This window comes from Aquirufa sp. OSTEICH-129A, from assembly GCF_054558355.1.
The window spans coordinates 437385-461862 of sequence record NZ_JBPXKC010000001.1; the positions used below are offsets into that span (position 1 = coordinate 437385).

The following is a 24478-nucleotide window of genomic DNA, read 5'->3' on the forward strand; positions in this document are numbered from 1 at the left end:
CTACTGATCAAAATTAGTAATTTTGAGCTGCATTGAAAATTATCCCGAATGAAAAGCATACAACAATTAAGAGAAAACATAGATTCCATTGACGATTCAATCCTAAAATTGCTCGTAGAACGCATGGAATTTGTAGAGGAGATAGGAAGATTAAAAAGAGAAAACAATACCGTTATTTATCATCCTGATAGAGAAAAAGAAATTGTTGATCGATTGGCATCCAAATACACGGGAAAATTAAGTAAAGCGGCCATTGAAGCTATATTTTTAGAAATATTTGGTGTATCTAGAAACTTAGAATTACCAGAAATAATTTCTTTTTTAGGCCCAGAGGGTAGCTTTACGCATCAAGCTGCAGAAAGTAGATTTGGAGCAGTGGCAGACTATATCTCATTACCTTCCATTCGCTCAGTATTTGATTCGGTTGAGACGGGCAGAGCTAAGTATGGTGTGGTACCCATTGAAAATAATCAAGAGGGGATGGTCAAAGAAACCATGGACCTATTAAATGAGAGAAATTTATTCATCATTTCAGAAATCATAATCCCCGTAAATTTCTGTTTGGCATCCAAAGAAAATTCCATTCATCAAATACAAAAGATATATTCCAAGGATATTGCCTTTCAACAGTGTAAAGGATTTTTGCAGGATTACTTTAATCACAAACCAGAAGATTTCTTTGTTCAAGTTGATTCGACGTCAAAAGCAGCCAAATTAGCCGTTGAGGATACTAAAGCAGCAGCATTGTGTTCACACATTGCAGCAAAAATTTATTCATTACCTATTTTATTTGATAATATCCAAGACAGCGAAGCGAATCAAACTAGATTCTTCATTATTTCAAAAGTAGAAAATCTAAAGAAAACGGATAAGGATAAAACTAGCTTAGCTGTTAAATTAAAGCATGACGATAAACCAGGTGCTTTATTATCCCTCTTGAAAGACTTCGAAGATGTACAAATAAACTTGTTAAAGATTGAATCTAGACCTCAAAAAGATACGCACGAGTTTAAGTTTTGGTTCTTTATTGACATTGAGGGCAACAAATTAGATGAAAATGTACAGCAGATTCTAGAAAAAAGAAAAGACGAAATTATTTTCTTAGGAAGTTATATGAACCTTTGCTAATTGCTTTTTAGCAAAAGCTGCATCTTGGGATATTTGATTCATCAATTCTTGTAGAGATGAGAATTTTTTTTCATCTCTAATTTTTTCAAGCAATTCTACCTCCACTTGTTGGTCATAGATATCTTCATGAAAATCAAACAAATGCGTTTCGATGGATATGTAAGTATCCTGGGTGATGGTGGGTCTTTTACCGATATTGCTTACCCCTCCAAAAACCCGACCATTCCATTTCATTATACTGACATATACACCCAAACTAGGTATTAACTTGTCTTTATCATCAAGGGACAAATTAGCTGTGGGATATCCCAATTCACGACCTTGATGATTACCATGTATGATTTTTCCACGTAAGGAATAATTTCTACCTAGCATGGTATTGGCCTTGACTAAATTTCCCTGACCAATATATTCTTTAATCAAGGATGAACTTATTATTTCATCACCTAATTTGGCTACGTCCACCGAATATGCTTGAATTTGATTGGTATAATGCTGATTAACGAAATCAACAGATCCTTTTCTCTGGTATCCAAAACGATTATCGTAACCTAGAACTAAATCACTTATTCCAAATTTGGCTATAAGAATATCTTCTATGAAATTTTCAGCTGGTAAATGCGCGATATAATGATCAAATGGGATCATAAACAAATAGTCTATACCTAATGAGGCTATCCAATCTACTTTTTCTATATCGGGACTTAATAAACTATTTTCCGAAATATTATTGGGATTAAAATAGGAGGAGGGGTGGTTACTAAAAGAAATAACAATAGAATTAATTCCTTTTTCTTTGGCAATGTTCACGCATTCCGATAATACTTTAGCATGACCTAAATGCACACCATCAAACATTCCAATGGTAATAACGGATTGTTTGACAAAAGCCTTATCAGGAAAATTATAAAAGTATTTCATACTGCTCTGCACTAAATTTCTCGATGGATTGAGCCTTATCGAGACAATAATCTCCTATTTGACTTCTAACTAGTTCTTTTAAATAAGCGCCAGAATTTAAGAAAAAACCAAAATCCCTCACCATACTTCGAATGTAGGTTCCTTTGGAACAAGTTATGTTAAACTTGATTTCGGGAAAATGAGTAGTATCTATTTCAAATTCATATACGCTAGCTTGGCGAATTTTTATTTCAACGTCCTTTTCAGTCAAACCTTTCCTAGCTTGAACATACAAACGTTGACCATTTTGTTTAACAGCTGAATAAATAGGAGGGATTTGTTGAATTTCACCCAGTAAGGATTGTCTTGCTTTTTCCAATAATTCAGGAGTAATATGATCAATTGGATACTCCTCATCAAAATCTGTTTCCAAATCAATGGATGGTGTCGTTTTTCCTAAAACAAATGAACCGGTATAGGTTTTCGGAAGTGACTGGAAATACTCAATTTTTTTGGTGTACTTTCCAACACATATAATCAAAAGACCAGAGGCCAATGGATCTAAGGTACCTGCATGACCTATTTTCTTAAACTTACCCATGTTTCTGATTTTACGAACAGCATCAAAGGAAGTCCAAGTTTTGGGCTTATCTATTAAATAGAATTTATCTTCAACTGGAATTAAATCATCCACAAGTATAATGCTAAAAAGATACCAGCCAAAACTCGATAATAACCAAAGAATTTAAAGCCATATTTATTTACTAGATCCACCATCCACCGAATTGTTACTAGCGCAATAATAAAACTAATAACAGCCCCAATTAGTAAAGAAATACTATTGGTCGGATTTAAAATAACATCTAAATCATGGCGGTAATCCAAAAGTTTCTTGGCACATGCTCCTAAAATAGTAGGAATACCCAACAAAAATGAAAATTCGACAGCAGCATGGTGATTTAATCCAACTAAACGTCCTCCGATAATGGATGCTCCTGAACGAGAAACTCCAGGAATCATAGCCAAACACTGGTATAAGCCTATTTTAATGGATTGAGGAATGGACATGTTTTCAATATTGTCATGTTGATGATCCTTGTCTTTCACCCAATCGTCAATTTTAATCAATAGTAGGCCTCCTACTACCCATGAGGCAGCGATGAACCAATAACCCTGAAATAATGATTCTAAGAGATCATCTAATAATACACCAAATATGGCTGCTGGTATAAAAGAAGCAATGATATATTTATAAACGCGAAAAGATTGAAAAAGACGTTTAAAATAAAGAAAAGGAACAGCTGCAATAGCCCCTAATTGAATAAAAACCGTAAAAAAATTCAGGTATTTAGAGGGCTCTATGCCTAATAACTTTTCAGCTACAATAATGTGAGCAGTAGAAGAAACTGGTAAAAACTCACTTAAACCCTCTACAATGCCTAGCACAATTGCCTCAAAAAATTGATTCATTATTTCTTGATTTTAAACAAAGAAAAAATGGGGAGAATTACGCCTATTAATACTAAAATAGGGCCTAAGGTGATTCCCAAAAATCCAAAGCCAAAGGGTTCTTTATCCAAAGTCATGACAAAAAAACCTAGAATCATGATGCAAAGTCCAGCAACCAAAATTAAAATATCTTTTCGGTTTAAGGGTAGATTGGAATTAGTTGGATTAGCCATATTAAAATAAGTTAGTGTGTTGAATCTTCAAGTAACGATTCAATGAAAAATAGGTGGAAATAACACTAAATAAGGAAGAACTAAGAACAGCTAAGAGAAACAACTGTAGCTGGTTATTTAAATCAAAAAACAGAAAACTAGTCTCGGGTAAACTTTGAATAAAATAATAGAATACCCCATTGGAAACTAGATAGCCTAAACCACCGCCCAACAATCCCAATAATAAGGAATTCAATAAATAAGGTTTACGAATAAAGGCATTGGTTGAACCCAATAATTGCATTGTTTTGATTAAAACCCTATTGCTGTGAATATTTAATCGAATATAATTGGATAATTGTAGGTAGATAAAAGCACTTAACAGAACAATAAAAACTAAAATAATCCATCCGACATGCTTGATTTTTGACAAAAAAGAATCTAAAAAAGCATTCGGGTAAGTGACTTCATAAACACCTGGAAAATTCTTTAATTCAGCGGCTATTTTTTCAAAAGATTTACCTGATTTAAATTCCTCACTAATACTTAATACAAATAGGTTTTTAAATGGATTATCTTCTCCTAACAGGTCTTGGTAATTTTCGTGATTTGATTTTAAAAAATCAGCAGCAATTTTATCTTTGGAAACAAAGGCAATTTCTTTTTTGCTACCTAAATTTTGAACAAAAGGCTTTTTAGCTAATAATTTATACGATTCAATTAATTGTTGACTATTAAGAGAATCCTCCATGTAAACGTATATTTTCATTTGCGATTTAATATCATCTCCCCAGGATTTAATTCCTACGAACAATTGAAAGAAAACGCAAATTATAAAGGCCAAACTAGAAATAGAGAAAATCAACAAGAGGTTGGTTGAACTCGGTTTAGCTTTAGAATATTTCATTTTTGTTTATTTAATATTTCAATTTGATCTCTTAATCTAGCTGCTTCTTCATAATTTTCATCAACCAATGCTTTTTCCAATAAACCTTCTAATTCGGATAAGCTAAGGGAATTAGGTTGGTAAACAGGAATATCCACGGAATAGGAGAGGTCTTCATCCGATTCCTCTTCTTCCTCATCTGGTATGCAAATGGATTTAAGTAAACTTTCTTTGATAAAAATATTTTTTTGAGCACGGAGTGCTAGGGCAATGGAATCACTTGGCCGAGCATCTATTTCAATAAGCGAACCATCCTGAAAAAATTCGATTTTGGCATAGAAAATACCTTCTTTAAAATCAGTAATTAACACACGATTTAAATCCAAATTTGATTTTTCGATGACTTGAATAAATAAATCGTGTGTTAATGGCCTACTAGTTTGAATTTGCTCAAGATAAACAGAAATAGCCTGCGCTTCCTGATTACCTATGACAATGGGAAACCTTAGGTTTGGATAATCTTCTGATTGTAAGAGCAAAATAAAAGAACTTGCTCCCACGGAACTAGGAGATACTGAAACTATACTTAATTTTAAATAATCGTTCAAGGCTACATTTTAAAAAACAAATGTATCAAAAAATGGCCTAAAATTAATGGCTTTTAAGCTTATTTAACAATCTCGGAAGTACATCAAAGACATCTCCAACAATACCATAATCCGCATGCTTGAAAAAAGGTGCTTCTGGATCATTATTAATTACAACTATTTTTCTGGAACCATTTACCCCAGCCAAATGCTGAATAGCACCCGAAATACCGCAGGCCAAATATAATTTAGGAGCAATTTTAACTCCTGTTTGTCCTACGTGCTCATGGTGAGGTCTCCAATTTAAATCCGAAACAGGCTTTGAACATGCCGTCGCTGCCCCAAGCTCCTTGGCTAAATCCTCAACAATTCCCCAATTGGATGGATCTTTAAATCCTCTACCAGCACCAACTACAATAGCTGCATCTGGAAGCGGAATTGAACCAGTTAATGGGAAATTTTCAATTAATTTATTTTGAGAATCTGTACCTAAGGAAACTTCAGCTTGACTAATTGATGAACTTCCTGTTCCCTGAGGAACATCCACCGAAAAAGCTTTGCTAAATGCAGCAATAAATGAATCGCCATTAACTTGTGTCGTCAACAATGCCTTTCCTGAGAAAATTGACTTCGTAAATTGATATCCATCAGAAACTTTTTGAAGCTTAAGCACATTCGAAACTACTGGAACTGATAAAGATTTAGCCAAGAAAGAAGCTATTGTGTCGGTCAGTAATGATTTCACATATAGAATTTGAATAATCCCTTTTTGCTTCACATCATCCAATAAAGGAGACATTATTTGACCGTGATTTACTAACCCTGGAATTTTAATGTGGATGTATTGCTTAATAAAGCTATGGGAATTCAATTGATCTGATGAAATATGGTCAAAACCATATACATAAATCGCTTCAGCCCCATTTGTCCCAGCCCAATCACCGGCGAAATCTAAAAGTCTTTTAGAGCTATCGGCTAATTGGCCGTTTTTTATATCGATAAATACTGCTAGATTTTTCATCTTATATTAGGTTTTCACTTTTTAAAAGATCGATTAAGGATTCAGCATTTTCAGCAGGAATCATTTTTTGTAAACGTTCAGTCTCTACTACTTGCGCAGAAATATGTTGCTCCAAGCTAGCATGACTGGGAGCCACAACAGCTATTTCCTTGGTCCTGGCCGTCATGATACCTCTCATAGATGGGATTTTCCATTCTGCAATAGGTTCCTGACAACCTAATACCGCAGGAAGGGCAGAGCTAACCTTGGACTTACCTTGATCTGTTTCTATTTCTAAAACCAATTTATCTCCTTCGTAATCTAAATGCATAACTGGTGAAAAATGGTTGTAAGATAAACCATGTGCCACCAAGGCATGAACAGTGCCACTATTGTAATCAATGGATTCTTTACCCATCATGATTAAATCAAAAGATTGATCTTGGGCATACTGTATAATTTCTTGAGCTACTTGAAAGGAATCAAACGCAGGTGTATCAATTCTAACAGCTCGATCTGCACCTAAGGCCAGGCATTTTCTGATTAACGCTTCCGAATCAGCAGTACCAATGTGCAACACGACTAATTCAGCTTGTGTTTGTTCCTTAATTTCAATAGCTCTGGATAATGCGTAATCATCATAAGGTCCAACAATAAAGGTGAGCCCCTCGGAATTAATACGAGTATTTGATGAATCTAGTGTAATTTTGGATGTGGTATCGGGTACAACCGATATGCAAACTAAGATTTTCATAGGCGATTAAAAAAATGTTATGCAAGCATACTAATTTGTTTTTAAAATTACAAAAATGGAGCGTAAAGAATTTATAAAAAACGAAATTAAACTGGAGCCTGAGAATCCGTTTAATTATTATTTGTTGGCTTTGGAATTAAAAAAAGAGGGAGAAGAAGCTGCCTCTAGGGAAGTATTTGATGATTTGTTAAACAAGTTTCCGACTTACATACCTAGCTATTATAGCTTTGCCGACTACCTTTTGGAAATAGGTGAAGAAGACAAAGCTAAGCAAGTATTGGAGAAAGGGATTGAAATGGCAGAAAAAGCAGGTACAGCCAAAGCTTTACATGAACTAAAACAATTATTGGTTTTAAACTTTTAGTTTAACAAAACTTCCTCTAAATCTTTTTCGATAATTAAGTTCTCAATGATAAACTTTTGCCTTTCAGGGGTATTTTTTCCCATGTAATAAGTTAATAATTGAGGTATGGTAAATTCCTTTTCAAGAATAACTGGTTCCAATTTGATATTTTCCCCAATAAACGTTCCAAACTCTTCAGGGGAAATCTCTCCCAATCCCTTAAAACGAGTGATTTCAGGTTTTGGACTTAACTTTTCAATGGCGTTCCTTCTTTCCTCATCGGAATAACAATAAATCGTTTCCTTTTTATTTCTTACTCTGAAAAGTGGGGTTTCTAAAATGTATAGGTGCCCATTTCTTACTAAGTCCGGGAAAAATTGAAGAAAGAAAGTTAAAATCAGCAAGCGAATGTGCATGCCATCTACGTCGGCATCGGTAGCAATAACAATTTTATTATACCGCAAATTATCCAAGCTATCTTCTATATCTAGGGCATGTTGTAAAAGATTAAACTCCTCGTTTTCGTAGACGATTTTTTTTGTTAAACCAAAGCAGTTTAAAGGTTTACCACGTAAACTAAATACAGCTTGTGTTTGAACATCTCTGGACTTTGTAATGGAGCCACTGGCAGAATCTCCCTCAGTTATGAACAAAATGGTATCATGGCGTGAATCCGATTTTTCATCAGGCAAATGCACGCGACAATCCCTCAATTTTTTATTGTGCAAATTGGCTTTTTTAGCTCTTTCGTTGGCCAATTTTTTAATACCTGCAATATCCTTTCTCTCTCTTTCTGATTGCAATATGCGTTTTAATATGGCATCAGCAGTGCTTGGATTCTTGTGTAAAAAATTATCCAATTCTGTTTTGACAAAATCACCTATAAACGAACGAATGGAGGTCGAATTAGAATCTGGAGAAATGGTTGTTGAACCTAGTTTAGTCTTAGTTTGAGATTCAAAAACAGGTTCTTGTACTCGTATTGCGATAGCACCAACTATACTTGCCCTTACATCTGAAGGATCGAAATCCTTTTTATAAAATTCTCTAACAGTACGGACAATTGCCTCGCGAAAAGCCGCTAGATGAGTACCACCTTGGGTAGTGTTTTGACCATTGACAAAAGAATAATATTCTTCACCATACTGATTATTATGCGTGATGGCAAGTTCAATATCATTTCCTTTTAGGTGAATAATAGGATATCTATTCTCTTCGGCATTGGTTTTTTTAGATAGTAAATCCAGTAATCCATTTTGAGAAAAATACTTTTCTCCATTAAAATTGATGGATAAACCCGCATTCAAATAAGCATAATTCCAAAATAATGAATCTAGGTATTGAGGAATAAAATGGTAATTCTTAAAAATACTGTTATCGGGTTCAAAACAAACATAAGTACCACTTTTGGCATTTGAAGTTTCAAAACCATCTGATTCTGCTGTTAATTCACCCTTACAAAATTCAGCCCATTTGGTTTGCCCGTCACGGAAAGACTGAACTTTAAAATAATGAGAAAGTGCATTGGTAGCCTTGGTTCCTACACCATTTAAACCAACCGACTTTTGAAAAGCTCCAGAATCATATTTACCACCTGTATTGATTTTTGAAACACAATCAATCACTTTTCCCAGAGGTATTCCTCGACCAAAGTCACGCACTTCTACTTTATGATCCGAGATTTTTACTTCAATCACCTTACCGTTGCCCATCATGTGCTCATCAATGGAATTGTCCATGATTTCTTTCACTAGCACATAAATTCCATCATCTACCGAAGAACCATCGCCTAATTTTCCGATATACATACCTGGTCTTAAGCGGATATGCTCTTTCCAATCTAAGGAACGGATACTATCATCATTATAAATCGGGGGGGTACTGTTAATTTCTTCCACTAGATAATTTTTGAAATAATTAATTTAATAAGACAAGGCCTGAGCGTGCAATTAGCTTTAAAGTTAGCATTAAATCATGTTTTTTCTTTAATTTGCAGTCAAATTAGAAATAAAAGACTTTATGAACAAAAACTTTTCTTTTGTCTTAATGGCATTCTTGTTGTTAAGTGCAAAAATGATGAGTCAAACGATTCCATTCGGAGTGCAGGGTCAACTCTTGGACCGAATGAATAATAATCCTTCTAATAGTCAAATCAGAAATCAGCCTCAAAATCAAGCTAATATCGGTCGTAGAACTATTACGACTACACCCAAGCAAAAGCAAAATTACGATAGTTTAATGACTGTACGTAAACGAAATGCAGGTGAAATAGCTGATGAAGATTCCGCCGTATTTAATTTAAGAAAAAGGATATTTGGATATTCTATTTTCAATAACAAAACAGGGACTTTTGAACCCAATTTAAAAATTGCCACGCCTAAATCTTACGTTTTAGGCCCAGATGATGAGTTAATTGTAGATATCAATGGTTATTCGGAAGATCATTACAATTTAACCGTTAGTCCCGATGGTTATGTGAAAATTAACCGAATTGGGAATGTTTATGTGGCAGGTTTAACGATTGAAGAGGCGAAAAGTAGAATAATTTCAAAATTATCCCAGATTTTTGTAGGCCTTAGAAAAGAGGGTAGTGGACCAAGTAGTACCAATTTATATGCTTCTATTTCTTTAGGTAGTATTCGTACCGTTAATGTAACAGTGCAGGGTGAGGTTTTATTTCCTGGAACTTATTCTGTTCCTTCCTTAGCACGAGTAATGAATGTATTATACCTTGCTGGAGGGCCTAATCAAAACGGAACTTATCGTGAAATCCAATTGATTCGAAATAAAAAAGTTATTGCCAATATAGATTTGTATGATTTCCTAACTGCTGGAATTCAGAAGAATGATGTCAATATTCATGATCAGGATATCATTAAAGTAGGGGTGTATAAAAATAGAATCGAAGTTAGAGGTAAAGTAAAAAGGCCAGCTTTATTTGAAATAATGCCCAATGAAAACTTGACCAAAGTAATCCAAGATTTTGCCGGAGGTTTTACGGAAGATGCTTTCAAGGATTTAGTGAAAATCACGCGGTATACTAACCGAGAAAGAAAGTTGATTGACCTCAACACGGCTTTAATGGATTCATTTAATCCACAAACTGGTGATATTATTCAAGTAGAATCGGTTAATCAAGATCGATTTGAAAACAAATTAAGTATCGTGGGAGAGGTTTTCAGACCTGGTCAATTTGCTTTAGAAGGAAGTCCAAGTTTATTGAAATTAATTGAAAGGGCTGGAGGATTAAAAGAAAATGCTTTTTTAGATCGTGTATTAATCCAACGCATTAATCCAGATTTATCTAAAACGAATTTATCCGTTAATCTAAAAGATATTCTGAATAATAAAGCCAAGGATATTGCTTTAAGAAGAGAAGATAACATCTCTATTTTCTCCATTTTAGATTTAAAAGAGGGGTATACTGTGACTATTCACGGAGAAATCAATTTAAAGCGAAACGACAATGCTTCTGAAAACAAATCTGACAGGACAAATAAATCAGAGAGCAATGCAGGTAAAGTAGCTACTTCGCAAGAATCAAGTAATCTTGCAAATTCGGATGGTAACATCGACAACAACGCTGTTCAAATAGAAAGTGAAATATCTGAAGAATTAAAATCCAATGATGCCGCTAATCAATTGATTAACCGTCAATTGAAATTAACCCTTCCCTATGTAGAAAAAATGACGGTGGAAGATTTAATCCTTCAAGCAGGAGGTTTAAGAGAGTCCGCTGCTACAGGAGTGGTTGAAATTGTAAGAAGAAAAAAGAATTTGGCAGATAATACCCCTATCAATTCTCAAATTGCGGAAATTATACGTTTCTCCATTAGTAAAAAGTTGCAGTTAGATGAGACTGCATCAACTTTTGAATTACAACCTTATGATGAGGTGTTTATTCGTTCATCGCCTAATTATGAATTACAACAGTTCATTACTATTCAAGGGCAAGTGATTTATCCAGGTGTATATGGCTTAGAAAAAAAAGATGAACGCTTAAGTGAAATTATTACCAGAGCAGGAGGTTTAAATAAACAAGCCTATCCTAAAGGGGCAAAATTAATCCGTAAAGTCCAATTGACTGAATTTGAAAAGAATAGAAAAGCGGAACAATTAAACGAGATTCAGGACAATTTTACAGGAATTACAGCTCAAAGAGACCCAGCCGCTACTGTAAAGACGAAGGAAACCATTGGTATTGATTTAGTTAAGGCATTAAAAAATCCGGGAGGCGAAGATGATTTATATGTGCTTGAAGGTGACATCATTGATATTCCGAAAGAACCACAAACCGTAAAAGTTTCTGGCGAGGTATTATATCCTAACAGCGTAAAATATATCGATGGTAAATCATTCTATGGTTTCATTTCTGAGGCTGGTGGATTTACTGCTAGTTCTGCTAGAAAAAGAGCCTATGTGATATATTCAAACGGATCGGTTAAGAGAACTAAATCTTTCTTATTTTTCCGTTTCCACCCAAAAATTGAGCAAGGAGCAGAGATCATCGTTCCGAAGAAATCTAAAGTAGCTACAGGACAACAAATCGTTTCGGTGGTATCAATTTTTACAGGAACGCTTACTAGTTTAATTGGTATTATTACCTTAATTAAAGCTACAACAAACTAAACACATGGCAGAGTTAAGATCTGATCAATTTTCTTTCAAACGCTTATTATTTAAGTGCTTTTTATTGATTCCATTTTTCAAACAGCATCGTAAAAAACTGTTTATTGGTGCGTTGGTGGGCTTTGTCTTGGGTATTACCGTTGAGGTAATTCGTAGCCAAAATAAAATATACAAAGCACAGATTGTATTTGTCATGGATTCAGAGGGTTCTGGTGGTGGAGGATTAGCTGATATAGCTAGCAGCTTGGGATTAGGTGGCTTTACTGCTAGTAATTCCTTATTCAGTGGAGAAAACTTCAAGGAATTATTAAAGACAAAAGCTTTATTCAGAAAAGCGATGTTAACTCGTGTAAAGTTTGGGGATAAGGAAGATTTATTCGCTAATTTTTTCTTGCAAAAAGCTGATTTAAGAAAGCATGAATGGAGTGATTTACCTGATGATTTTTTCGATTATCGATTTAAAATTACGGATCCAAGCAAAGCGAATGAGCAAGATAGAAATATCATGAATGCCATTTATGAATACCTGAAAGGAAATACGGTGATCAGTAATGAGAATCCTAAATCTTCTTTTTTAACCATGACTGTAGAAACACGTAATGATACATTGAGTTATACCTGGTCAAAACTTTATTTAAAAACAGTTACTGAGTTTTATATTCAGACTAAGACGAAAAAATCCAAAGAATTGTTGGTGATCATGGATAAGCGAGTGGATTCATTGCGATCTGCCTTGTACTATACTCAAGGAAAGCTTGCGAATTACAATGACCAAAATCAACAAATTATATATCAGAGGGCTAGAATTACGGCTGAAAGATTACAAATGAACTCATCTCAATTGCAAAGTATGTATTTTGAAGCCGTTCGAAATTTTGACAATTTAAAATTCTCCCTGATTAAAGAATCTCCTTTATTTACCATCATTTCTGATTCAGAATTACCAACAAAAATTGAAGTATATTTTTGGGGACCTATCACGTTAGTAGCCATGGTCATTGGAATGTTAATAACTTCCTTATTGATATATATGCGAAGTGTCTATAAAGAATTAATGGCCTAGATTACATGAACCTTATACAACAAAAACTCAAGGAAATAGGTAGTGATTGGGAACTACTAATCATACTGGCCAAGAGAGATATTTCTGTAAGATATAAACAAACAATATTGGGTTTAAGCTGGGCAGTAGTTAAACCTGTAGCCACGATGCTCGTCTTTTTATTTGCTTACAAGCAAGTTGCTAAAATTCAAGACATTTCAGGCTATCCAATTCAACTGGTCATATTTTCTGGAATTCTATTTTGGAATTATTTTGCCAATTCACTTCAAGCCATTAGTAATTCTATTTTGGTCAATAGTAATTTAATTTCTAAAGTATATTTTCCGCGCTTAATTATTTGTTTTTCCTCGATAGCGGTTTCTTTGGTAGATTTCCTGGTGGGTTTGGTCGTATATCTGATATTAGCACTAAGTCTTCATCAAAGCATTTCACCATATATTGTATTCTTGCCAATAGCCTTATTTATTACTAGTTTATTTGCCTTAGGTTTGGGATTAATATTTGCCTCATTTTCAGTCAAATTTCGAGATGTGCAGCAAATTGTTCCTTTGATCGTTCAGTATGGATTTTTTGCTACCCCTATTGTTTATACTACGAAACAATTGTCTGAAAAATCATGGTTTTTGTACTACAACATGATTAATCCATTGGCAGGTTTAGTGGAATTGTTTAGAGCATGTTTAATTAACCAATATGATTTACTTACTGGTCAAAATTTAGTCATTAGTATCATAGCCAGTGTTGCGGTATTTATCCTAGGCATTATCATTTTTGATAAAAGAGAAGACTCCTTCGTGGATTATTTATAACATTTATGCACATTATTGAAGTCGATTCCGTTTCAAAAAAATATGAGCTATCAGCCAATAAAGGGGCAGTTAGCTTAAAAAATGGTTTAAAGAATTTATTGACAAAAGAAGAAAAAGAAATTTTTTGGGCTGTCAATGATGTTTCATTTGCCTTAAACCGAGGTGATAAATTAGGAATCGTAGGTAGTAATGGTGCAGGGAAATCTACATTGTTAAAAATCCTAAGCAAAATTACCAAGCCCACCAGTGGAGAAATTCATGTACGAGGGAAGGTAGCTAGTTTATTAGAGGTAGGTACGGGATTCCACCCCGAGTTAACAGGTAGAGAAAATATCTTCTTAAATGGTGCCATTTTAGGCATGTCCAAACAAGAAATAAAATCACAATTTGATGAAATTGTGGATTTTGCAGGTGAGCAAATATCACGTTTTCTAGATACTCCGGTAAAACGCTATTCATCAGGAATGTATGTACGTTTGGGATTTGCAATTTCAGCACATTTAAACCCTGAAATCCTGATTGTCGATGAGGTTTTAGCCGTAGGCGATGCTGATTTTCAAAAGAAATCATTGGGTAAAATGCGAGAAGTAGCTGCCAATGATAAAACGATACTATTTGTTAGTCACAATCTTACAGCTGTAGCCAATTTATGTAATAAAACCTTGCACTTAGAGAAGGGAAAGGTTAAGCAATTTGGCGAAACGGGAGAAGTACTTTCCAATTACATGGCGGCTCTTCAAACGAATCGTTTGGAGCAAAATTATGATACATTTGATTCGGCTCCAGGGTCCCAACAAATCCGTTTAAAAAGAGCTACTCTCATACCAGAACTATTAGAAGGGCAATCTTACCTAGACATTAGAAACAAGATAAATATAGGTATTGAATTTTGGAATACGGAACCCAATCAACAATTGAATGTAAGTTTACATCTTTTTGCTAGTACAGGTGAATGTATTTTTAATGTCGGAACTCCTGCCGGAACCTTTGGACTTGGTCTGGTGCAAGCTAACCTAGAAATACCTGGTCATTTCTTAAATGATGGTACTTACCACATTTCTTTTATGGTTGTTAAGGATAAGTCCATCGTCTTATATAACTTCGAAGAAGTATTTAACTTTGAAATTGCTGATTATAGGGAAGATACTACTTGGTATGGGAAATGGCCAGGTTATGTAAGACCTGTATTTCCTTTCCCTATTCGTCAACTTTCTGATTCTATCTAATTATGCTACATGTCACCAAATCGTTCTTACCTGATTTAAAAGAATATGTCAGTTATTTAGAGCGTATTTGGGAAAGCAATCATTTAACCAATGATGGCCCTTTACTACGAGAATTAGAACAAAAACTTCGAGATTACTTACAGGTTGATCATGTTATTTTTGTTACCAATGGTACCATAGCATTACAATTAGCCTTAAAAGCACTTCAGGTTCAAGGAGAGGTTATCACCACGCCATTTTCTTATTGTGCTACTTCTAATTCAATTATTTGGGAAGGTTCCAAACCTATTTTTGCTGACATCGACCCCATTAGCCTAACGGTAGAATCAGCTCAAATAAAAACCAAAATAAGCCCTGATACAAAAGCTATTTTAACTACTCATGTGTATGGTAATGCAGGAGATTTAGAAGCACAAGAGGAATTAGCTAAAGAATACCATATTCCGCTTATTTATGATGGTGCGCACGCATTTGGTGTGAATTATAAAGGTAAATCCATTTTTAACTATGGAACAGTAAGTACCTGTAGTTTTCATGCTACCAAAGTATTCCATAGTGTAGAAGGAGGGGCGGTGATTACGAACGATTCAAAATTGGCGGCTAAAATCATTGAATTACGTAGTTTTGGACATAAGAATGATGATTATTTTTCTGCAGGTATCAACGGAAAAAATTCAGAGTTTCATGCAGCCATGGGTTTGGTTAATCTAAGTCATTTTGATCAAATTAAAGAATACCGAAAATGGGCTTGTGAACTTTATGATAAGCTTTTAAATGTACCAGGAGATTCGATTAAGTTCAACCCTCATATTGACAGAAATTATAGCTATTATCCTGTCATGTTTCCTACTGAGTCAAGTTTATTAAAAGCCGTTTCAAAACTGAATGCAGTACAAATTAATCCTAGAAGGTATTTCTATCCATCTTTAAATACCCTAAGTTTTGTAGAAAAACAATCTTGTCCGGTTTCTGAAGATATTGCCTTAAGAGTGTTATGTTTACCTTTAAGTGCCGAAATAAGCGAAGAAGAAATCAGATTGATTTCGGATTTAGTGAATCAATCCTTTAATTAAATAAAACTATGTATTGGATAGCATTCATTTCATTTATTTTAATGAATTACAAGGTTGCATCTAAGATTTCTAATAAAAACTTGGAAGAAATCTTAATCATTGGTTTTACCATATATACCAGTAGTGTTATCCTTACCGGTTATGGATTATCCGCTTTAGAACTTTGGAATAGCCGTATTTTATGGGCCATCATTCCATTTTTTATTACCTCTTTTACGTATTATTTCTTCCAAAGACCTGTGTTTGCATTTGAAATGGAACATATTTCTGCTTTTAAGGTCATTGGAACTGCCATACAAACGACACATCAAACATATTTAAAGTTATCTGGAATTGAGCGTTTTATTTTTGCTTGCTTATTTTGGACCTTTCTAGTAATCACAGCCTTACAAATCACCTTACTTTTTAATAGCCCTCCCAACGAGTGGGATAGTATGACGGGGCATTTAAATCGAATCATATATTTCTTAAAAAGGGGCACCATGTCTCATTTTATAGGAACAAATTGGAATATAGACACTTATCCCAGAAGTTTTTGTTCTTTGCAAGTTTACCCATTTCTCATGAGCGGGTACAATGAATATTTATTTAAATTACCCAATATTGGAGCCTATTGGATCTTATCTTTTAGCATTTATGGAATTCTAAAAAATCTAGGATTCAAATTCAAAACTAGACTTTTTTTAAGTATCATTTTCCTATTTCTGCCGAATGCGCTCATGCAGTCCATCACCACAGAAACAGATATTGTACTGGCGGCATACTTATCGTCCATAGTTTATTATTTGGTAGCCTATAAAAAACAAGAGAAAACCATTTATTTATATTTGGCAGGACTTACTTTCGGACTAGCCCTTAGCCATAAAATTACTTTTGTATTCTCTTTCATTCCATTACTTATTTTATACGCCTTTTGCTTTTTACCAGCATTAAAGAAACGTACTTTTTTCGTGGTAAAACATTTGTTTTTAGCGCATATATTAGGTTTAGTGCTGAATGTGTCAGCCACAGGTTATATCGCTAATTTCATACATTATGGTCATCCCATCGGGCCACCTACTGCGACACAGCACCAATCTGTCGAAAGAGCAGGAAGTCTAGGAAATTTATTAGTTCAAGGGAGCCGAAATGTAGTTAGATACGGTTTTGATTTATTTAACCTGGATGGTCTTCGAAATATCATGCTTGTAGAAAAAGTTAATCATGCCATGAAAGCCACATTCCGAGCAATGGACCAAGGGTTACATTTGGGCTTAGAGAAAGTTACAGAATTCACCATAGTACCTTTTACATTTGATAAACGCTTCGAATTCTATAATGGTAGCCCCATTTATGGAAGTATTTTTATCTTCATTATTATCCCTAGTTTACTGATGTTTGTCAGAAGGCCAAATTGGACCATGGCATTGTTTTTGTTGGCCTTTGCAATACATTTTGCCACCCTGGCTTTTACAGCAGCATACGACCCCTGGAAAGGCCGGTATATGATAAGTTCAGCCATATTTTTATTCCCATTGTTGACCTATGTTTCTAGTTTTATTTTTGAGAAAAAACAACAGATACTATCCAGTATATTCTTGGGAATTTTTGTCGTTACGATATGTCTTTCAGCTATTTTCACTTTGGGGCTAAACATACGAGCTTTGCCTTTTAATGCCTATGGAAAAAAATCAATTTTAGAACTTGATCGCGTAGCTGCCTTAACCATCAATCGTCCGGATATAACCAAAGCATATCAAAATTTCGAAAAAATAGTACCTAAAAATGCAGTGGTTGCATTGGGGACAATCAATGATGACTTTGAATATCCATTATGGGGAGCCAAATTTTCTAGGAGGCTTATACCATTAAATCCTTTTGAGCAAGGTATTCAAAACATCCCATCCGATGCTCAGTATTTATTTTTTAGTAAAAATGTGTTTAAACCACAAGTAGGGGATATCCGATTAGGTACTGACACTACTCTGGTAGAAGGTGTATTAGTGCGAGGTGAGGATTATTATTTAAGAAAATTAAATTAGGTCTTTTGTTTCTTCTTTTTAGCAGAAGGGAATAAAATATTATTGAGTATCAAACGATACCCAGGTGAATTTTTATGAAGACTTAAATCGGTATGTTCTTCATTGACAAAATGTTGATAATCTTCAGGATCATGTCCACCCAAAAAAGCAAAAAATCCTTTCCCAACTTGTCCATATAGGTATTTCACCTCTTTTAAACTTTCATTTTCTGCTAATATAGTAACCTCTGATTTAACCATAGCACTCGCAAATCCTGTGGTTTGTCCCATAAAACCATGAATTACTTGTTGGTGATTTTGGGTCAACATACAAGGAATCATATCTGATTTTGCTGAAAACTCATTCAATTCAAAAAAATCATTTTCTTCTGCAATAGGTCTTTGGGTATAATTGGGGGCCGAATCAATTGTTGAAAATTCATTGACCCGATAATTTAAGATTAAAGAGAAATCTTTAAAGGCAACAGTATTCTTAAAATTCAAATTATCTGAACTGATATTGGAGGAAGTAGCATCTCCATCATAAAAAGCTGGAACAGCATCCATTCCTAAGGTAGAGAGAGCTATATCAAATGTATCTGTAGCCGTACACATGGCAAATAAATAACCTCCTCCAAGCATAAAATCTTTAATCATGGAGGCTACTTTACCTTTCATTTGAGAAACCTTGGAAAAACCATTTTTCTTGGCCATTTGCTGGTCTTCTTGCAATTGCAATTGATACCAAACTTGATCTTTTTGGGTAAACATTTTACCCATTTGGCCCGTAAAGTCCTCATGGTGTAAATGTACCCAATCATATTTTGCCAAATTTCCATCCAATACCTCTTGATCATAAATTATTTCAAAAGGAATTTCGGCATAGGTAAGCGCTAATGACACGGCATCATCCCAAGGAGAAGCAGATTTAGGGGAATATAGAGCAATTTTGGGAACTTTTTGTAAAGTGGCCTGTTCCATATTCGAACTCTCGGAATTAACTTCTGCTAAAATTTGTGCCGCAGCTTGGTCCGAAATAATTTGATAAGCTACCCCCTTACTTAATAAATCCTTTGAAAAATAAGGAATATAGTCCATCATGAAAGAACCACCTCGGTAATTTAAAAGCCAAGATACTTTTGCGTCTTCACCTTGAAGAACTTTATAGGTAAAACCATAGGCTTTTAAATGATTCGTCTGACTATCATCCATGGGAATCAACAGCTTATTGGCCAGTATTGGACAGATAGATGAACAAAAAATGATTAATGGAAGAATTAGGCCTTTCATTGGTTTCTTAAGACGTAAATAAACTAATAAATTGCAAGGTAAAATTTAAACGGTAGGAGAACAACATGAATCTTAAGGAAAACGTATTTGAAGGTTTAAGATCGATCAAAGGAAATTTACTAAGAACGATATTAACCGCCTTAATTATTTCACTGGGAATTACTTCATTGGTAGGAATTTTAACGGCCATAGATGGCATACAAAGCTCTGTAGATAATTCTTTTTCAGGATTAGGGGCTAATTCATTCGATATCCGAAATCGTCCTGCCATGCAAATTAGAAGAGAGGGACAAAGAGAAAAAAGATTTAAAAATATTGATTACCGACAGGCTAGTCGATATAAAACCTTATTTAGTGCCAAGGGGAAAGTATCACTTAAAACCAATGTTAACTTCAATGCCATTGCTAAGCATGGGTCAAAAAAAACCAATCCTAATACTCGATTGGTAGGTATTGATGATAATTTCATGGAATTAAAGGGTTATAAAGTAGGATTAGGTCGTAATTTTTCTACCCATGAATATCAACATGCCAATAATGTATGTTTATTAGGAGTGGATGTAATTGATCAATTATATGAAAAAGAAAATCCGGTTAATTCAGAAATTATTGTCAGTGGTCAAAAGTTGAAGGTAGTTGGGATTTTAGAAAAAAAAGGAAGTATGATGGGTGGGGGAGATGACCGGGTGATCATGGTTCCACTAGAAACTGGACGTAAAATGGCGGTTGGAAGGAATTTAACCTTTGATATAACCACCTCTTCTACCAAAGTGAAAAATCTAGATGATTTTATGGAAGAAGCTAGAGGCGCAATGCGTAAAGTAAGGATGGATCCGATCGGTTCTGAAGATTCTTTTTCTATAGATCGCTCGGATTCAATCGCTAAAAGTTTTGAAAACATTACATCTTCCTTACGTATCGGTGGATTTGTGATTGGCTTTATCACCTTATTAGGAGCTGCCATAGCACTTATGAATATCATGATGGTTTCCGTGACAGAAAGAACCCGTGAAATAGGTATTCGCAAATCACTAGGTGCTACTCCATTTAGAATTTTACAACAGTTTTTGATTGAAGCTATTGTGATTTGTCTTTTAGGAGGCATTGGTGGAATTGTCCTTGCTATTCCCATTGGAAACTTAATTGCTCAAGGAATCAGTTCCGGAAATGCTAGTTTTATTATACCCTGGATATGGATGATCACTGGTATTATCGTGTGTATATTAGTTGGCTTATTTTCAGGAATTTACCCTGCTTTTAAGGCATCTAAACTAGATCCAGTAGAGGCCTTACGCTACGAATAATTAAGAAATTATTAAATAGGTACTTGATAAATCGAAGGATTTGAAGTACTTTTGTGTCGCAATTAAGAATTGCCCAGATGGCGGAATTGGTAGACGCGCTGGTCTCAAACACCCGTGGGTGCAAGCCCGTGCCGGTTCGACTCCGGCTCTGGGTACAAGCCTCCTGAAATTCAGGAGGCTTTTACTTTTTTAAGCAGGTAAGAAATTTTTCCAATTAGCATAGGCTTCTGCCGTAGCATCCATATTTTTCAAATCCGGCTCAATCGTTTTAATAATCTTCAATTGAGATACGGCTTCCTTAGGGGAATTAAAATATCCAATGCCAATTCCTGCACCTAAAGCTGCACCCATGGCACCATCCGTATCCATTAAGTCTACTGCTATTTGAGCCGCATTAACTATACTTTGACTAAATACTGGACTTAAATACATATTGGCGAGACCAGCTTTTAATCGTTGAGGTGTAATACCCACCATATCCAATAATTCAATCCCATAAACAAGAGAAAAAGCGATTCCTTCTTGAACAGCCCGACAAATCTCCGCGGATTGATGACGATTCAAATCCAATTGTTGAAAACTAGCTCCAATAACTCTATTCTGAAAAATTCGTTCTGCTCCATTTCCAAAAGGCATGACGATTAAGCCTTGAGATCCAATTTCAGACTGAGAAGCCATCTCATTCATTTGTTGGTAGGAATAGGAGTTGAAAAAATTCTGTTTCAACCAACGGTTCATGATACCCGTACCATTAATACACATCAAAACTCCTATTCGTCTAAGGGACTCATGGTAATTAACATGCGCAAATGAATTAACCCGATTACCTTGATCATATTTCAGTTCATCACTAACCCCATAAACAACACCAGAGGTTCCCGCAGTAGTAGCTATCTCACCGGGCTCTAAAACGCCTAGAGAAAGAGCATTATTAGGTTGATCACCCGCCTTATAAGTTACTTTCACATACTGATTCAATCCTAAACTTGCGGCTATCTCTGGCAAAATTTGACCATGATCAGAAAATACAGGATGAATTTTAGGAAATAAACCAGAACAAAATCCAAAATGAGCCAATAATTCAGTTGAAATTCTATTTTCCTTAAAATCCCAAAAAATTCCTTCAGATAGGGAAGAAGGGGAACAAGTAAGTTGACCGGTCAATTGAGCTCCAATATAGTCCCCTGGTAAAACAACATGCTTAATTTTATCAAAAATTTCAGGTTGATTTTCCTTAACCCAAGCTAATTTAGCAGCGGTAAAATTTCCTGGAGAATTTAATAAATGTGATTGGCAATAAGCCTCACCAAGAGCCAAGGCAGCTTTTTCGCCCAACTTGCCTGCCCTTGAATCACACCAAATAATAGAAGGTCTCAAAACCTGCAAATCCACATCCAATACCACCAAACCATGCATTTGGTAAGAAATACCTATAGCATGTATGTCCAAAGGATTATAAGTTCCAGATGCATTTCCCTTTAAAATAGCCTGCTGGGTACAATACCACCAATGCGCAGGATCCTGTTCAGCGAAACCGGGCTGAGGTGAATAAATTTCATTTTCTGTCTCTGGATAAGAGCAAGAAAAGAGAACTGTTTGCTTAGCAGCATCAACAATACTAACTTTAATCGAAGATGTGCCTACATCAATTCCACACAGTAGCATAAAATGTCATTTAAATGTTAGAGATTCAAATTAATCACCACCAAGTTACAAGTCATTTTGCTTTAAACCATATACATTTTCAAGTAAAAGCAGGTGAAATATTTGCTCTCATCGGAAAAAGTGGATCAGGAAAGAGTACCATAGCCAATATTGTTGTGGGACAAACTGTTCAACCCCAGGCATCTATTTGCATCAATGGCAAGGAATTAAACACCCAAATGGATCGTTTAATCAAGGTCTTTAAAGAAGTTGGCTATGTCCCACAAAACTTACATTTAATGCCCCATCATACCGTAGAAGAGTATTTACGACGATTAGGTCAAAAAATGACGAGCAGCGATTTAGAAAAATTTATTCGGGAAAACTTAGTTAGATTCAGATTAAAGGCAGCAAAAAACACCAAAATCCAACATCTCTCTGGGGGAGAAAGACAAAAATTAGCGCTTTTAGAGGCTATCAGTAAACCCATTGAATTATTGGTTTTAGATGAGCCATTTAGTCAACTAGATACCGAACAAAAATTAGAATTTTCTGAAATCTTTAAACAGGTGGTATCGGAAGAAAAAATCCCTTGTTTATTAATTAGCCACGATTTAGTGGACATCCTAAGTTTAAGTCAGCAGGTAGGGATTTTACACCAAGGCAAATTAATATTTCAGGGTAATTGGATTCAATTTAAAAAATCAAAAAATAAACATGTCATTAAATTACAAGATGCCATGAGAATATGGAAAGATAAAATTGATTCGCTATTCAAAGCTTGAGTAAGCCTTAAAAGCTTTAGCATTAGTACTGGTTACTTGTATCACATCATCCAAAGGCATTTCTCTATAGTCTGCTAATTTTTGTGCAATTAATCCCAAATAAGCGGGCGAATTAGGTTTTCCTCTGTAGGGAACAGGACTTAAATAAGGAGCATCTGTCTCTAGGACTATATTCGTTAAGGGTATTTCTTGAATGTCTTGAAACAGATTGGCATTTTTATAGGTAAGCACACCTCCAATGCCCAAGGTAAAGCCTAAGTCAACCAGCGTTTTCGCCTCACGAGCATCACCTGAAAAACAATGAATAATACCCCTTACATCGTTAAATTCCTTCTTTTTGAGAATGGCGATTAAGTCGGCGTAGGCTTTTCTACAATGTACATCAATCCAAAGATGGTGTTCTAAAGCCCAATGACATTGTTTTTCAAAAGCTGTTATTTGTTGAGTTTTGAAACTTATATCCCAATAATAATCCAAACCTATTTCTCCGATGGCAAGCACTTTTTTGCTTTGTAACTCTTGTTCCAAAAAGCTTAATTGTTCTTCGAAATCTTCTTTTACATAAGTTGGATGCAAACCAATCATCGGCTTACAAAATGTAGCATTGGCTACATATAATTCCCATAATGCCCCCCAAGACTCCTGATCGCAATTAGGCAACCAAACTTCTTGAATTCCAGCCGTTTTCATTTCATGAAGATGAACTTCCCAATTCTGAGTAAAATGTTCATCGTATAAATGTGCATGGGTATCTATCATAGGGCGGATAATTGAAAGCCATTGGCATAGCAATAGGCTAAAAATTCTGGTAAAATTAATTTTAAACGAGGAAAAGCTTTTTGGCTATCATGAAAAACGATGATAGACCCTGCTTGTATATTTTTTAAACAATGGCCTGTAATGGATGAGGCACTTAAGCCTGAATGGTAATCGCCTGTTAGTAAGGACCACATAAAAATGGGACCCAATTCATCAGCATTTTTTAACATCTTTCGGTTCACACGCCCATAAGGAGGTCTAAAACCTATACTTGGAATTCCTAAATCATTAAATACCTGATCGCAGGCTTGCTTATTTTCGATATACTCATGAAATGGTACTTTCCATGCATTCACATGATTCATGGTATGATTACCTAAACTATGACCAGCTGAATGTATGGCATGAGCTAATTCAGGAAATTGGCGCATATTTTTACCTATACAAAAAAAAGTCGCCTTTGCTTGAAATTTATCTAACTCATCTAAAACAAAATTGGTAATTTCAGGACTAGGTCCATCATCAAAAGTGAAATACACTTGATTGTCTTTCGATGCTTGATGCTTTTCCCAAATCAAACTAGGGAAAATAGCAGGCACAAAAGAAGGTAAGCGATGAATGAACATGTTTTTCAGATC

The 24478-nt window shown here is 35.0% G+C and carries 23 protein-coding genes and 1 tRNA gene; 11 read left to right on the top strand and 13 right to left on the bottom strand.

Annotated elements, in window-relative coordinates:
- Positions 1–48 precede the first annotated feature (48 nt).
- The gene (pheA, locus tag SKC36_RS01965; protein WP_459452854.1) at positions 49–1128 is read left to right on the top strand and encodes a prephenate dehydratase; all 1080 of its coding nucleotides are present in this window, start codon (positions 49–51) and stop codon (positions 1126–1128) included.
- On the opposite strand, the gene SKC36_RS01970 is transcribed toward pheA, so the two are convergent.
- The 8 genes from SKC36_RS01970 to SKC36_RS02005 are packed head-to-tail and all read right to left on the bottom strand — an operon-like array spanning position 1102 to position 6916.
- The gene (locus tag SKC36_RS01970; protein WP_459464270.1) at positions 1102–2049 is read right to left on the bottom strand and encodes a bifunctional riboflavin kinase/FAD synthetase; all 948 of its coding nucleotides are present in this window, start codon (positions 2047–2049) and stop codon (positions 1102–1104) included. The two genes, pheA and SKC36_RS01970, sit on opposite strands and share 27 nt — an antisense overlap.
- Positions 2033–2722 (bottom strand): tRNA pseudouridine(55) synthase TruB, encoded by a 690-nt coding sequence (gene truB / locus SKC36_RS01975; protein WP_459452856.1) that lies wholly within the window; start codon positions 2720–2722, stop codon positions 2033–2035. The genes SKC36_RS01970 and truB overlap by 17 nt, the downstream gene beginning before the upstream one ends.
- The gene (locus SKC36_RS01980; RefSeq protein ID WP_459464272.1) at positions 2710–3498 is read right to left on the bottom strand and encodes an undecaprenyl-diphosphate phosphatase; all 789 of its coding nucleotides are present in this window, start codon (positions 3496–3498) and stop codon (positions 2710–2712) included. The genes truB and SKC36_RS01980 overlap by 13 nt, the downstream gene beginning before the upstream one ends.
- A complete protein-coding gene (locus SKC36_RS01985) occupies positions 3498–3710 on the bottom strand; it encodes a DUF3098 domain-containing protein (RefSeq protein ID WP_459452858.1) in 213 nt (70 codons plus the stop codon). Before SKC36_RS01985 ends, SKC36_RS01980 begins: the two co-directional genes overlap by 1 nt.
- Position 3711: 1 nt before the next feature.
- The gene (locus tag SKC36_RS01990) at positions 3712–4596 is read right to left on the bottom strand and encodes a cell division protein FtsX (RefSeq protein WP_459452859.1); all 885 of its coding nucleotides are present in this window, start codon (positions 4594–4596) and stop codon (positions 3712–3714) included.
- Positions 4593–5183, bottom strand: a complete 591-nt coding sequence (locus SKC36_RS01995; protein WP_459452860.1) for a bifunctional nuclease family protein — start codon at positions 5181–5183, stop codon at positions 4593–4595. Before SKC36_RS01995 ends, SKC36_RS01990 begins: the two co-directional genes overlap by 4 nt.
- 43 nt (positions 5184–5226) lie before the next feature.
- The gene (locus SKC36_RS02000; protein WP_459464274.1) at positions 5227–6183 is read right to left on the bottom strand and encodes an electron transfer flavoprotein subunit alpha/FixB family protein; all 957 of its coding nucleotides are present in this window, start codon (positions 6181–6183) and stop codon (positions 5227–5229) included.
- A 1-nt stretch (position 6184) separates the two neighbouring features.
- Positions 6185–6916, bottom strand: a complete 732-nt coding sequence (locus SKC36_RS02005) for an electron transfer flavoprotein subunit beta/FixA family protein (RefSeq protein ID WP_459452862.1) — start codon at positions 6914–6916, stop codon at positions 6185–6187.
- 55 nt (positions 6917–6971) lie between these two features.
- Here SKC36_RS02005 and SKC36_RS02010 point away from each other — a divergent pair, with 55 nt between their 5' ends.
- Positions 6972–7280: a tetratricopeptide repeat protein gene (locus tag SKC36_RS02010; protein WP_459452863.1), complete on the top strand. Its 309-nt coding sequence runs from the start codon at positions 6972–6974 to the stop codon at positions 7278–7280.
- On the opposite strand, the gene SKC36_RS02015 is transcribed toward SKC36_RS02010, so the two are convergent.
- Positions 7277–9157, bottom strand: a complete 1881-nt coding sequence (locus tag SKC36_RS02015; protein WP_459464276.1) for a DNA topoisomerase IV subunit B — start codon at positions 9155–9157, stop codon at positions 7277–7279. The genes SKC36_RS02010 and SKC36_RS02015 overlap by 4 nt on opposite strands.
- A 121-nt stretch (positions 9158–9278) precedes the next feature.
- Between SKC36_RS02015 and SKC36_RS02020 the strand changes: the two genes are divergently transcribed.
- Genes SKC36_RS02020 through SKC36_RS02045 form a run of 6 tightly spaced genes read left to right on the top strand, consistent with a single transcriptional unit; the run spans position 9279 to position 18080 of the window.
- Positions 9279–11888 (top strand): SLBB domain-containing protein, encoded by a 2610-nt coding sequence (locus SKC36_RS02020; protein ID WP_459464278.1) that lies wholly within the window; start codon positions 9279–9281, stop codon positions 11886–11888.
- 4 nt (positions 11889–11892) lie between these two features.
- Positions 11893–12951: a hypothetical protein gene (locus SKC36_RS02025; RefSeq protein ID WP_459452866.1), complete on the top strand. Its 1059-nt coding sequence runs from the start codon at positions 11893–11895 to the stop codon at positions 12949–12951.
- Between the two features lie 5 nt (positions 12952–12956).
- The gene (locus tag SKC36_RS02030) at positions 12957–13760 is read left to right on the top strand and encodes an ABC transporter permease (protein WP_459464280.1); all 804 of its coding nucleotides are present in this window, start codon (positions 12957–12959) and stop codon (positions 13758–13760) included.
- Positions 13761–13765: 5 nt separating this feature from the next.
- A complete protein-coding gene (locus SKC36_RS02035; protein ID WP_459452868.1) occupies positions 13766–14986 on the top strand; it encodes an ABC transporter ATP-binding protein in 1221 nt (406 codons plus the stop codon).
- A gap of 2 nt (positions 14987–14988) precedes the next feature.
- The gene (locus tag SKC36_RS02040; protein WP_459464282.1) at positions 14989–16059 is read left to right on the top strand and encodes a DegT/DnrJ/EryC1/StrS family aminotransferase; all 1071 of its coding nucleotides are present in this window, start codon (positions 14989–14991) and stop codon (positions 16057–16059) included.
- An 8-nt stretch (positions 16060–16067) separates the two neighbouring features.
- Positions 16068–18080 (top strand): ArnT family glycosyltransferase, encoded by a 2013-nt coding sequence (locus SKC36_RS02045; RefSeq protein ID WP_459464284.1) that lies wholly within the window; start codon positions 16068–16070, stop codon positions 18078–18080.
- On the opposite strand, the gene SKC36_RS02050 is transcribed toward SKC36_RS02045, so the two are convergent.
- Positions 18077–19348: an asparagine synthetase B gene (locus tag SKC36_RS02050; protein ID WP_459452871.1), complete on the bottom strand. Its 1272-nt coding sequence runs from the start codon at positions 19346–19348 to the stop codon at positions 18077–18079. The two genes, SKC36_RS02045 and SKC36_RS02050, sit on opposite strands and share 4 nt — an antisense overlap.
- 65 nt (positions 19349–19413) lie before the next feature.
- Here SKC36_RS02050 and SKC36_RS02055 point away from each other — a divergent pair, with 65 nt between their 5' ends.
- The gene (locus SKC36_RS02055) at positions 19414–20652 is read left to right on the top strand and encodes an ABC transporter permease (protein ID WP_459452872.1); all 1239 of its coding nucleotides are present in this window, start codon (positions 19414–19416) and stop codon (positions 20650–20652) included.
- 71 nt (positions 20653–20723) lie between these two features.
- Positions 20724–20807 (top strand) — tRNA-Leu (locus SKC36_RS02060).
- A gap of 34 nt (positions 20808–20841) precedes the next feature.
- Here the strand turns inward: SKC36_RS02060 and SKC36_RS02065 are convergent.
- Entirely contained in the window at positions 20842–22317 is a 1476-nt protein-coding gene (locus SKC36_RS02065; RefSeq protein ID WP_459464286.1) for a xylulokinase, read from the bottom strand.
- 14 nt (positions 22318–22331) lie between these two features.
- Here SKC36_RS02065 and SKC36_RS02070 point away from each other — a divergent pair, with 14 nt between their 5' ends.
- Positions 22332–23081: an ATP-binding cassette domain-containing protein gene (locus SKC36_RS02070; RefSeq protein ID WP_459452874.1), complete on the top strand. Its 750-nt coding sequence runs from the start codon at positions 22332–22334 to the stop codon at positions 23079–23081.
- Here the strand turns inward: SKC36_RS02070 and SKC36_RS02075 are convergent.
- Both SKC36_RS02075 and SKC36_RS02080 read right to left on the bottom strand, forming a co-directional pair.
- Positions 23067–23840: a TatD family hydrolase gene (locus SKC36_RS02075; RefSeq protein WP_459452875.1), complete on the bottom strand. Its 774-nt coding sequence runs from the start codon at positions 23838–23840 to the stop codon at positions 23067–23069. The genes SKC36_RS02070 and SKC36_RS02075 overlap by 15 nt on opposite strands.
- Positions 23837–24466 carry a polysaccharide deacetylase family protein gene (locus SKC36_RS02080; protein WP_459452876.1) on the bottom strand — a complete coding sequence of 210 codons (630 nt, stop codon included), beginning with the start codon at positions 24464–24466 and terminating at the stop codon, positions 23837–23839. The genes SKC36_RS02075 and SKC36_RS02080 overlap by 4 nt, the downstream gene beginning before the upstream one ends.
- Positions 24467–24478: the final 12 nt, after the last annotated feature.